Source organism: Chitinophaga sp. Cy-1792 (assembly GCF_011752935.1).
In the GTDB taxonomy this organism is placed as follows: Bacteria; Bacteroidota; Bacteroidia; order Chitinophagales; family Chitinophagaceae; genus Chitinophaga.
Genome location: NZ_VWWO01000001.1, coordinates 826,732 through 839,308, shown reverse-complemented (window position 1 = coordinate 839,308; position 12,577 = coordinate 826,732). Strand labels below are relative to the sequence as shown.

At 45.8% G+C, this 12,577-nt stretch carries 7 protein-coding genes; all 7 read left to right on the top strand.

The genetic code is table 11. The features are described 5' to 3' along the window. The first annotated feature begins 18 nt into the window (after positions 1-18). The 7 genes from thiH to F3J22_RS03475 all read left to right on the top strand — a co-directional run bounded on the left by thiH (position 19) and on the right by F3J22_RS03475 (position 12,505). Positions 19-1,128: a 2-iminoacetate synthase ThiH gene (gene thiH / locus F3J22_RS03505; RefSeq protein WP_167014338.1), complete on the top strand. Its 1,110-nt coding sequence runs from the start codon at positions 19-21 to the stop codon at positions 1,126-1,128. Between the two features lie 512 nt (positions 1,129-1,640). Then, entirely contained in the window at positions 1,641-2,786 is a 1,146-nt protein-coding gene (locus F3J22_RS03500; protein ID WP_167014336.1) for an esterase-like activity of phytase family protein, read from the top strand. A 43-nt stretch (positions 2,787-2,829) separates the two neighbouring features. Next, positions 2,830-3,285 (top strand): copper resistance protein NlpE, encoded by a 456-nt coding sequence (locus F3J22_RS03495; RefSeq protein WP_167014335.1) that lies wholly within the window; start codon positions 2,830-2,832, stop codon positions 3,283-3,285. Positions 3,286-3,342: 57 nt separating this feature from the next. Beyond that, positions 3,343-4,953, top strand: a complete 1,611-nt coding sequence (locus F3J22_RS03490) for a DUF6377 domain-containing protein (RefSeq protein WP_167014333.1) — start codon at positions 3,343-3,345, stop codon at positions 4,951-4,953. Positions 4,954-5,363: 410 nt separating this feature from the next. Beyond that, positions 5,364-8,318 carry a SusC/RagA family TonB-linked outer membrane protein gene (locus F3J22_RS03485; RefSeq protein ID WP_167014331.1) on the top strand — a complete coding sequence of 985 codons (2,955 nt, stop codon included), beginning with the start codon at positions 5,364-5,366 and terminating at the stop codon, positions 8,316-8,318. Positions 8,319-8,346: 28 nt separating this feature from the next. After that, entirely contained in the window at positions 8,347-9,900 is a 1,554-nt protein-coding gene (locus tag F3J22_RS03480) for a RagB/SusD family nutrient uptake outer membrane protein (RefSeq protein ID WP_167014329.1), read from the top strand. Positions 9,901-10,036: 136 nt separating this feature from the next. After that, positions 10,037-12,505, top strand: coding sequence for a TIM-barrel domain-containing protein (locus F3J22_RS03475; protein ID WP_240154995.1), 2,469 nt, complete (start codon positions 10,037-10,039; stop codon positions 12,503-12,505). The last annotated feature ends 72 nt before the right edge of the window (positions 12,506-12,577 follow it).

Below are 12,577 nucleotides of genomic sequence, written 5' to 3'. Positions count from 1 at the left end.
CCACCTAAAATGTAGTTTATGTTTACGGATATATTCAACAGGTATGATTGGGAAGATGTAAAAGCGAATATCTACAGCAAAACTGCTGCCGATGTGGAAAAAGCACTCTCCAGCAGCAAAAGGGACCTCAACGACTTTGTAGCACTCATTTCGCCGGCAGCAGTACCTTACCTGGAAGAAATGGCGCGGATAAGCCAGCAGCTTACCTTACAGCGGTTCGGCAATACCATGCAGCTGTACATACCGATGTACCTCTCCAATGAATGCCAGAACATCTGCACCTATTGCGGATTTAGTCTGCATAATAAAATCCCGCGGAAAACGCTGACCAACGCAGAAATGTTGTTGGAAACCGCCGCCATCAAGGAAATGGGATTTGAGCATGTACTGCTTGTAACTGGAGAAGCCCAACAGCTGGTAGGAGTAGACTACTTCGTTAATGCGTTACAGTTATTAAGACCACACTTCTCCAATATCTCCATGGAAGTACAGCCCATGGACCAGGAAGATTATGAAACCCTTATTCCGCATGGATTACATGCTGTTTTAGTATACCAGGAAACCTATCACCAGGCCGACTATAAACTGCATCATCCCAAAGGGAAAAAATCAAATTTCCAATACCGGCTCGAAACGCCCGACAGGCTTGGAAAAGCAGGCATCCACAAAATGGGACTGGGCGTACTGATAGGCCTGGAAGACTGGCGGACAGACAGCTTCTTCACCGCATTACACCTCCAATACCTCGAAAAAGCCTATTGGAAAACAAAATATAGCATTTCCTTTCCGCGGCTGCGGCCATTCAGCGGAGGACTGGCGCCAAAAGTAGAAATGAACAACCGCGAGCTGGTACAGCTTATCTGTGCCTACCGGTTATTTAACCAGGAAGTAGAACTGAGTTTATCCACCAGGGAAGAGGAGCAGTTCCGCAATAACCTGGTTAAGCTGGGCATTACCGCTATGAGTGCCGGTAGCAAAACTAATCCGGGAGGATATGTGGTAGACAGACAGTCGCTGGAGCAGTTTGAGATTTCAGATGAACGCAATGCTGCCGCTATTGCAGCCATGCTAAAGCAACAGGGCTATGAAGCCGTCTGGAAGGATTGGGACCAGTCATTTTGCCAATAAAAGAAAAGAGGGTGGAAGAAACCGCCCTCTTTTTTGCTTTTCATAGATGGTCAAAAAAATTACAAAAGACTTCTCTCAATGGTTGTAAATATAAGTAAGCTCTACAATAAAAAAACTGATTTATAGAAACTGAACAAAATGAACAGCGGGCCTGAAAATGAACAGCGAACAGGTATTTTGAACAGGAGAACGGCGCGCTGACGGCCAGGAGGCAGCAACAGGCTAAAAAAAAGAGGCTGCCTCTACAATGCAGAAGCAGCCCTGTACCTAAAATCCCGTAGTGGCCATATTACTTATAAACATAAGTATGATTGGGACATCCTTAAACCAAATGTAGCACTGTAATCGTGAACAACCCGGGCATTCGCCGAAATGAACAAAAAGAACAAATGAACAAAAGCTGCACAAAAGGACAGACCAGCAAGCACTTCCCTAAATCAGCCACCAGCAACAACTCCAATGAACAGTACTGATCTTTTCTGTGGTTCCCCGACATTCAGTAATTTGCCACCATGAAAAAGAATTGGCTTTTCCTGCTTACAGCAGCCATCGCACTGGCCAGCTGCAGCAGCACCCGCAAAACCGTTAACAACGAACATTCCATTACCCAGCTTCGCCTTATAGGCAAACAGGTAATACCTTTCAATATGCCCTTTAAGGGAACCACCACCGGCGGCCTTTCCGGTATCGATTACGATCCTGTTCACCAACAGTACTATATGATATCCGACGACAGGTCTGATATCAATCCTGCCAGGTTTTATACCGCCAAACTGTATTTCAGCGATAAATCATTTGACAGTGTAAGGCTGACAGACGTAACCACCTTCAGGCAGGCTAACGGTCAGTCATATCCGAATAAATTCAGCAACCCCGCACTAACACCAGACCCTGAGGCACTTCGGTACAACGCCAAAGGCAACTTCATGGTATGGACCAGCGAAGGGGAACGCATCGTTACAAAGAAAGATACCGTGCTGGCAAATCCAAGTGCTACCATGATCCATCCGAACGGACAGTACATAGATACATTTGCACTGCCAGCTGCTTTCCGTATGCACGCCACTGAAAATGGCCCGAGAAGGAATGCCGGCTTCGAAGGACTTGCCTTCTCCAACGATAACAAATGGTTATATGTGAGTCTGGAAGAACCAAGATATGAAGATGGTCCAAGAGCGGATGTAGGCGTTGATAATGCCCTTACCCGGTTCATAAAGTTCGACCTCAAAACCCGTCAGCCGGTGGCACAATATGGGTACAGGCTCGATCCGGTGGCTTATCCACCGGTATCAAAGGATAGTTTCCGCATCAATGGTATCGCGGATATCCTCTACCTGTCTGATAATAAATTGCTGGTACTGGAGCGCTCTTTTTCCGTGGGTGTTAAAAATTGCACCATTAAATTATATATCGCTGACCTCAGCAATGCTACCGATATCAGTAATATTAACTCCCTCCAAAATAACGGCAACGTAACGCTGGCGTCCAAGAAGCTGCTGTATAATTTTGAAAGCCTGAACACTTATATAGATAATATCGAGGGCGTAACTTTTGGACCGACCTTACCCAATGGTCATCCAAGTCTGGTTTTTGTAGCAGATAATAATTTTTCATCTGCAGAAGAAAGCCAGTTTTTTGTTTTTGAAGTAATTCCATAGAACATACTGGAGATTAAGCTGTTATTGGTGTAAAGCGTTCCGAATGAAATACCTTACACTGATAACAGCTATTCTATTGGCCTCCTTTGTGGCCTGTAAACAATCTGCCACGCACGAAAAAGATCAGCAAAATACCACTACGGCTGAAGCCGAAAAATACGTAACCTATATCGGTACCTTGCCCTGCGCAGATTGCAGCGGCATTATCACCAAACTAACCATCAACGAAACCGACAGTACCGGCAACCAGCATTTTAAATTAACGGAGACTTACCAGGGCACAAAAAACGGTGACCAGGACCTGAATAGCGAAGGTCGCTATGCCATTATTAAAGGCAGCGCCAGCGATCCCAATGCAGTAGTTATAGTGCTCAACCCCGACAAAGACAAAAATCTCCAGCGTTATTTTCAGAAAATCAGTGAAGATGAACTACGGCTGCTGGATACGGAACAAAAAGCCATCAACAGCAATTTAAATTATAGTCTGAAGAGACAGTAAAAGCCCAAAAAATTACATTAAATTTAGCTTCATCAGAACATTTTATGACCAACTTCTATGAGGCGTATACTGGGTTGTTTGTCTGTTTTTCTATTGATTATTCTTTCTTTTTCCGGGGCTGTCGCGAAATCAAAGCACGACAGTATTCTTGCCGTACTCAATACTACCATTGATCAGGCACCGTCGTTTGATGCCGGCAGGGTAAAAAAAATCGATAGTATCAGACATCTGTTACAGGAGCCGCTTACCATAGAGAAAACATATAGTGTTTACCAGAAGCTGTACGAAGCATTCATCGTTTTCAACTTTGATTCGGCATTTGTATATGCCAGCGCTATGGAGCGCATAGGGGAAAAGCTACAGGACCCTATAAAAATTACGAACGCCAAAGTTAAGCTGGGCTTTATTCTGTTATCTTCCGGGATGTTTACCGAAACCAATGGCTACCTGCAGTCGATTGACATTAGCGGCATGCCCGACTCTGTGCGGGTGCAGTATTTTCTCATGAAAAGCCGGTTTTACAGTGACCTTGCCGAATACAACCAGGATAAGTTTTTTACCCCTGAATACCGCCGGCAGGGGCTGGCGCTGATGGACTCCGCCCTTCACCTGATGGACCCCAATACCTTCGACTACCGCTTTCACCGGGCGGAGCAGCTCTTTAAAAGGGGAGAGGTCCAGGAAGCCCTGCGGCTATGGCCCAATCTGAACGACGGGCAGCTCACCGACAGGCAGGTGGCCGTTGCGGCCTGTAGTCTGGGTTCCATTTATATGAAGATACACCAGCGGGATACCGCCATTTTCCTGATGGCCCGTTCAGCCATTGCTGATATCAGGTCTTCCACCAAAGAAACCATGGCGGCCTATAACCTGGCTACCTTTCTCTTTGAGCAGGGAGATATTAAGAATGCCTCCCGGTATATTGAAAAAGCGATTACCGAAGCTGCCTTTTACGGGGCACGCCAGCGAAAGGTAATGGTGAGTAATATTCTGCCTATTATAGAAGAAGAAAGAATTTCCTCTGCTGAACAACGCAACAGATCGTTGCTGATATACGCCACTGCGGTAACCCTGTTGTTCCTGGCACTGGTAGCCATGACCATTATTGTTTTCAGGCAGATACAAAAACTGAAACTGGCCCAGCTGGCCATTACTACCGCTCACCACCAACAGCAGAAAATAAATAACCAACTGGAAGAAGCCAATAAAATCAAAGAAGAGTACATTGGTTATTTCTTCAACATCAACGCCAACTATATCTCAAAAATTGAGAAAATAAAACAGATGCTGGAGCAGAAGCTGGCAGAAAGTAAAAATACCAGCGATGTGAAGTTTTTGGTAAACTCCATCAATGTGCGGCAGGAGCGGGAAGAGCTCTTCACCAATTTCGACAGGGTTTTCCTGCGGATATTCCCACATTTTGTTGACGAGTTCAACAAACTATTTGACAAAGACAACCAAGTCATTTTAAGAGAAAATGAGTTGATGAATACCGACTTACGCATCTTTGCATTAATTCGTATAGGCATTACTGATAATGATAAAATTGCCGGCATCCTGGAATACTCTGTCAACACGATTTATGCCTATAAAACAAAAATCAAAAAACGTTCACTGATACCCAACGACGAGTTTGAAGCCCGGATTATGTCCATTCAGGCATTGTAATTACCCAAAATACCACCTGATAGTATCGATATTTTCAAAAAAAATATTCAAAATTATTTGTTTGAATATCAATATCTTATCTCTTAATTAATCAAATATTTCATCTATTTTTTCGATATTTCATCTGTAAAAATTGTTACCCTCAAAACAGAACCATTATTTTGACAAAAGAGAAATTTTCAACCAAATAGTAAATACTAAGAAAGCGCCTTATTTATTAACCACGTTAAAAATCCATTTTCTGCAGCATTGATCTGATGACAAATCCACGTAACCGGAAAGGGCAAGCTATGTCCTTTTTGAAAGCCTCATCACGCTCATAAATGCCTCGTTTCTGATAACATCTTGTAAAAAAATCCACGTAGAACTCGTAACAGTACAAATCTCTTTACTGATCTAAATTCCATTTTATGAACAATTCACGACTCTTTTGTCGACTCCTAATTACGTTGCTGCTTGTGCTGGTTCAGGGGCTTGTTTTCGCCCAGAACCGGAGTATCACCGGTAAGATTACCGATGGTCAGGGCGCCCCGATTCCAGGTGCCTCCATAGCAATAAAAGGTACCAAATCAGGTACTTCCTCCAGCCCGGATGGAACTTTTAGTCTGTCTAACGTACCAGCAAACGCTACGCTGATCGTTTCATTTGTAGGATATAAAACCCAGGAAGTAAGTATAGGTGGTAAATCATCCCTGGCCATTGCACTCGGTCAGGAAAACTCTACCCTTTCTGATGTAGTGGTAGTAGGTTATGGTACCACCCGTAAGAAAGACCTTACCGGTGCGGTGGCCTCTATCAAATCAGCAGATTTCAACCGTGGTATTGTTACTGCCCCTGATCAGCTGATCCAGGGTAAGGTTTCCGGTCTGATGATCCTGAACAACTCCGGTGCACCAGGTGCTGCTGCTACCGTACGTATCCGTGGTCTGTCTTCCGTTCGTTCCGGCAACCAGCCACTATATGTAATTGATGGTATTCCTTTGGATGGTCGTGTTGCACGTCCTTCTGTAGATGCCAACGGTCTTGGTCAGACCCCTGATGCCAACCCGCTCAACTTTATCAACTCTTTTGACATTGCGTCCATGGACGTACTGAAAGACGCCTCTGCAACAGCGATCTATGGTTCCCGCGGTTCCAATGGCGTTATCATGATCAATACCATAAAAGGTACAGCAGGCCTTCCACGCATTGATGTTAACTATGGCGGCGGCTTCAGCAATATCATGAAACAGCTGAAAGTACTCAACGCCGACGAATACCGCTCTGCCCTGAAACAATACAATCTGACCAGCGGCGACTACGGCTCCAGCTCAAACGGTATGAATTCTATCCTTCGTACCGGTAGTACACAGAATATAAACGTTGCTGTTAGTGGTGGCAGTGAAACTGGCCGCTACCGTGCTTCCTTCGGTTATATGGACCAGGATGGTATCATCCGTAAAACAGGTCTGAAAAAATATACCGCTACCCTGAACGGTCAGAATACCTTCCTGTCTGACAACAGACTGGGCCTCGATTACAACATCATGGCCGCACAGACGATTGAAAATATTGCTCCTATCTCCAATAACGCAGGCTTCACCGGAAGTCTGATAGGTCAGGCGCTCCAATGGAACCCTACCATGCCTATCTACAACTCCGACGGTTCTTATTACCTGCTTGGCGCTGGTAGTTCTATCAACCCGCGTGCTATGTCTGATGCCTATGATGATAAAGCGAATATTTCCTACGTGCTGGCAAGTGTTTCTCCTCACTACAAAATCACGCCAGACCTGGAATTAAGAGCGGTTTACAGCCTCAATCACCAGGTGGGTATCAGAAAATCACAGATTAAATCATTCATCAATATTACAGATGTACAAGGACAGGGTCAGGCCTATTATGGCAATAACGAGCTGAATACCTCTCTCTTTAACACCACCCTGACTTACCAGAAACAGCTCAATAAAGATTTTAACCTGAAAGCACTGGTGGGTTATGAATACCAGCAGTTTGATTTCAACGGAACTTCTATCGGTGCACTGGGATTCCCTACATATGCGGTTGATTACTGGAAACAGCTACAGTCAGCTGCTCAGACAAAAACATCTATCAGTTCTTTTGAGAACCCCACCAGCAAACTGCAGTCTGTATTCGGCAGGGCTGAAATGAACTATCGTGGTAAATATTTACTGAATGCTACCCTGAGAGCAGATGGTTCCAGCAAATTTGGTAAAAACAACCAGTATGGTTACTTCCCGTCTTTTGCAGGTAAATGGAATATCAGCCAGGAAGATTTCATGAAAGGAGGCAAAGCATTCCAGAACCTGGCGGTACGTGTAGGTTATGGTACTACCGGTAACCAGGAATTCCCTGCCGGCGCGTCTCAGGAACAATATGCCCTCGGCCCTAATGGTAGCGCGGCACTCAGCAACGTGGCCAACCCCAACCTGAAATGGGAGAGCTCCAAACAGTTCAATGCCGGTGTCGATTTCAGTATCCTGCACGACCGTGTGTCCGGTACTATCGATTATTTCTATAAAAATACTACAAACCTCCTGTTCAGCTTCCCTGCCATCATGCCGGCGCCTGCATCCAATTACTGGATCAACATGCCTGGCCATGTTATCAACAATGGTGTGGAAATCTCCCTGGGAGCAGATATCATCCAACATAACAACCTGAACTGGCGTGTAAACATCAACGGTACAGTACTGCATAACCAACTGAAAAACTATGACGGTCCTCCGGTACTGACAGGTGCTATCAGTGGTCAGGGTGTATCCGGTGCTACCTCTCAGCGCCTTGCTAATGGTTATCCGCTGAATACCTTCTATGTTCGTAAATTCCAGGGCTTCGATGATAAAGGCCAGGCTACTTATCAGGACAATGGTAATACCCTTTATTATCTCACCAACCCTAACCCTAAAGCCATGCTGGGCTTTAATACTCAGCTGATGGTGAAAAAATGGACGCTTAGCATGAGCTCCCACGGCGCTTTCGGCTATCAGATCTATAACAACACCGCCAATACAGTACTGCCAATCGGTAACCTGGGCTCCAGGAATATCGCTAAAGCATTATTGGGCAATGGCGAATCTCTTTCCAACCCGATCACGGTTTCTTCCCGTTACCTGGAGAATGGCAACTTCATCAAGCTCGATAACCTTACCCTTGGTTACACCTTTGGTAATATCGGCCATGTATTCAAAAATGCAACAGTATCTGTAACTGGTCAGAACCTGTTTGTAATCACCAAATACACTGGCTTTGATCCGGAAGTTAATACAGACAAAAGTGTAGATGGCGTTACCTCATTCGGTATTGAGTACTCTCCGTACCCAACCGCAAGAAGTGTAATGTTCAATATCTCTTTCTCTCTGTAATCTACCATTCATTTAAAACGTAAGACCAATGACCAAGAAAATATTTCGAACCGCACTTGCTGCCTCCATCTGCCTCGGACTCGCTTCCTGCAGTCTGAAGGAAGATCTGGGATCAACAATTACAAAGAGTCAGGCCGACTCCGTAATCACCGTAGCTTCGCTGCTGAAAAGCGCTTATGATAATTTACAGATGCCATACCAGGACTTCAGCAACAGCTGGGGCATGAGTGAAATGAGCACCGATGAAGCCGTTGGCCCTACACGTGCCGGCGACTGGGACGATAACGGCGTATGGCGCCAGCTCCATCAGCATACCTGGACTGCCGACCACGCGCATATCCTCGGTACATTCAACAGCCTCCTGCAATTGCAGTTTGCAGCTACCAACGTACTGAACTTCCGCCCATCCGCACAACAGGCCGCCGAAGCCAGATTCCTTCGTGCTTTATCTATGTACACCACCCTCGACCTCTGGGGACAGGTGCCTTTCAGACAACCAGGTGATAACCTGCTGGAAGCGCCTAAAGTGCTGAAGCCACAGGAAGCCATCGACTTCATGGTCGCTGAACTGAAAGCCATCATCCCGGATTTACCAGGAACATTAGCAACGCCAGCCTACCAGGCAAACCAGAGCGCTGCTAAGTTTTTGCTGATGAAAATCTACCTCAACAAAGGCGCATTCCTGAACAGACAAACACCTACATTCGATGCTGGTGACATGCAGTCTGTTATCAGTTATGCAGATGAAATCACCGGTGTTGGCTTCTCGCTCGCTACTAACTACTTCGATAACTTCGCATACAACAACGATGTTATCAGTACTGAAAATATCTTCACCCAACAAAACGGCCCGGGACTAAGTACCGTAAGAAGTGGTAACAGCGCCTATGCACGTTGGAAATTTACACTGCACTACAACCAGGACCCAAGCGGCTGGAACGGTTTTGCGACCTTATCTAACTTCTATGATTCATTTGAAGCTGCTGATAGTCGCCGTGGTGGCCCTTACAACATTGTCACTGCTGCCTCCGGCTTAAATGTTGGCTTCCTCTTCGGCCAGCAATATGATAAAAATGGGGTAGCGCTGAAAGACAGAAAAGGTAACATGCTCAGCTTCACTAAAGAAGTAGCGCTGAAAGAAACAGGCAACAACCTGGAAGTTACCGGTATCCGCGTACTGAAATATCCACCGGATTTCGTTACCAGTGGCGGTAAAGCGAAAGATGGCAACGACGCCAGTAACGATTACGTTTTCTTCCGTTATGCGGATGTATTACTGATGAAAGCGGAAGCCCAGCTGAGAACAGGTCAGTCTGGCCCTGCGCTCATACTGGTAAATACTTTAAGAGCTAAGAGAGGCGCTTCTCCATTGACTACACTGGATCTCACTGCCCTGCTGGCAGAAAGAGGCCGCGAACTCTACTGGGAAGGATGGCGCCGTCAGGACCTGATCCGTTTCGGTAAGTTCCTCGATGCATGGCAGCTGAAAGATGCTGACGGAGCACCTAAAAATCTCCTGTTCCCAATTCCTACCAGCGGTCTTGCTGTTAATAAAAATCTAACCCAAAACACCGGGTACTAATATTCCCGACCGTCACCAGTGGTTTCCACGGCGCTGGTGACGGTTATTTCCATCCCTTCACCATAGCTTGTTATATGTTGTTATGCATCGGACGCAGGTCCGGTGAAGGGATTTCCTTTTCGAAAATTTCCCGTCCATGTATAAAGTCAACATGAATAAAAGTGGTATTCGTTTAACAGTAGCGTTGCTGCTGTTGAGCATATACGCAAAGGCACAATCGCCGGTCAGCGTGCCAGGAAATGTAAAACAGGTAACTGTTAGTGGCCAGCAGGTGAAAATCAGTACAGATAATGCTTTTGCGGAGATTACAGTTTATAGTCCGGATGTAGTAAGAGTCAGGTTAGATAAAAAACCACTGAAGGCCGATTTCTCCTATGCTGTTATCGCAAAGCCTGCATCTTCCAAAATAAATATCACCCAGAACGCACAGGAAATTCATATCACTACAGATTCATTACAGGTGAGTATCGGGAAAACTCCTTTCGCCATCACCTTCCTTACACCTGACGGTAAAGTGATTAATGAAGACGAAAAAGGTTTGACGACCTCCTGGGTCAGTGATCAGGTGACTACCTATAAAAAATTACAGGAAGGAGAGCGGTTTGTAGGGCTAGGAGAGAAGACCGGCAACCTGGATCGTAAAGGTGAAGCCTATACGAACTGGAACTCCGATGTATTTGGCTATGCCGTCAACAAAGACCCCTTGTATACTACCATTCCCTTCTATATGGGAATACACCATCAGCTCAATTACGGGATTTTCTTCGACAACAGCTTCCAGAGCGACTTCAACTTCGGCGCCAGCAATAACAGGTTTTCTTCCTTCGGCGCCAGAGGCGGGGAGATGAACTACTATTTTATCTATCATCAACATCTCAACGACATTATTAAATCCTATGCTGACCTCACAGGCTACATGCCATTACCTCCGTTGTGGAGCCTGGGATACCAGCAAAACAGATATAGCTACTATCCGGAAACGGAAGTAATGCGGATCGCACAAACGCTCCGCGAAAAGAAAGTACCGGCCGATGGCATCACCCTCGACATCCATTATATGGATGCCTACAAACTTTTCACCTGGAATAAAGACAGATTCCCGGATCCCGCAACAATGACGGCGAAACTCAAAGCAATGGGGTTACATACCACCGTTATTGTGGATCCGGGAATCAAGGTGGAAAACGGCTACCATGCCTACGAAAGCGGTAAGGCCGCCGACATCTTCATAAAATATCCTGACGGACAATATTACACCGGACAAGTATGGCCGGGATGGTGTCATTTCCCTGATTTCACCAGTCAGAAAGGACGCACCTGGTGGCAGAATGAATTAAAAACGTATATGCGGCAGGGGGTGAGCGGCATCTGGAATGACATGAATGAAATAGCCACCTGGGGGCAGAAAATGCCTGACAATGTGCTCTTTAGCTTCGAAGGTCATCCGGTATCACATATGGAAGCGCATAACGTATATGGGTTAACGATGGCCCGCGCCAGTTATGAAGGTGCAAGGGCAGAAATGAAGGAGCGTCCGTTTGTACTGACCAGGGCCGCCTATGCCGGTTCTCAGCGCTACGCCGCCTTATGGACAGGCGACAACAGGGCGGAAGAAGATCATATGCTGCTGGGAGTAAGGTTGTTGAGTAGTCTGGGCCTGAGTGGTTACGCCTTTACCGGCATGGATGCCGGCGGGTTCACCGGCAACGCTACTGTTGGGCTATACACCCGCTGGATGCAGATAGCCGCCTTCATTCCTTATTTCCGCAATCATACGCAGGTGAATACCAAATCTGCCGAGCCATGGGCTTTCGGTGAAGAGTCGCTGGAAATCACCCGTAATTATATTAATCTACGCTATCATCTGCTCCCATACCTCTACAGTAAAATGTATGAAGCCAGCAAAACAGCCATGCCAGTGGTTCGTAGCCTGGCAATAGATAACACCTACGATCCGCTGGTATATGATCAGCAGTACCAGAATCAATATTTATTTGGAGATGCCTTCCTGATCGCTCCTTTTGAGAGTACCGCCAGTTTTGGTAAGATTTATTTTCCGGAAGGGAAATGGTATAATATGTATACCGATGCAGTAACTGCAGGAAAAAAGGAAGACATCACCGCAATCAATATTAAGACCTTACCCGTATATATCAAAGGGGGCAGTATAGTGCCGATGCAGTCGCTGGTTCAGCATACCGGAGAAATGCCTTCAGATACATTACAACTGCATGTATACCAGGGAGATCAGGCCCATGTATTTACTTATTATGAAGATGATGGAAGCGGGTACGATTACGAAAAAGGGGGGTATTACAGCAGAGAAATTTCCTATACCGGCTCCGGTAGAAAATTAACACTGGCCAAAGCATCCGGCAACTACAACACTAAATTCCATTATATCAGGTTTATCCTGCACGGTTTTGAAGATAAGCAACAGCTAACTGTCGATGGCAAAACAATAGGCGTTACTGCAACGTCCTATTCGTTCCTGTCGCCAATATCCAGATTTGATCCACAAGGAACATTTGTTCCGGCAGACAGCTGTAAGGTACAGCAGTTTACTATTGCCAATTCCAATCAGCTTATTAACGTGGATTTATAAGAAGGGAACGGCCTTCCCGCTTTCGGGTGGGCCTTTTTTTTAAAAGAAAGAGATATCTGAGGTCCAGATTTT

Excerpts from the sequence above, each read along its gene's own strand:
- F3J22_RS03475 (WP_240154995.1), top strand. The coding sequence starts at position 10,037 with ATGTATAAAGTCAACATGAATAAAAGTGGTATTCGTTTAACAGTAGCG.
- F3J22_RS03500 (WP_167014336.1), top strand. The coding sequence starts at position 1,641 with ATGAAAAAGAATTGGCTTTTCCTGCTTACAGCAGCCATCGCACTGGCC.
- F3J22_RS03490 (WP_167014333.1), top strand. The coding sequence starts at position 3,343 with ATGAGGCGTATACTGGGTTGTTTGTCTGTTTTTCTATTGATTATTCTT.
- thiH (WP_167014338.1), top strand. The coding sequence starts at position 19 with ATGTTTACGGATATATTCAACAGGTATGATTGGGAAGATGTAAAAGCG.
- F3J22_RS03485 (WP_167014331.1), top strand. The coding sequence starts at position 5,364 with ATGAACAATTCACGACTCTTTTGTCGACTCCTAATTACGTTGCTGCTT.
- F3J22_RS03480 (WP_167014329.1), top strand. The coding sequence starts at position 8,347 with ATGACCAAGAAAATATTTCGAACCGCACTTGCTGCCTCCATCTGCCTC.
- F3J22_RS03495 (WP_167014335.1), top strand. The coding sequence starts at position 2,830 with ATGAAATACCTTACACTGATAACAGCTATTCTATTGGCCTCCTTTGTG.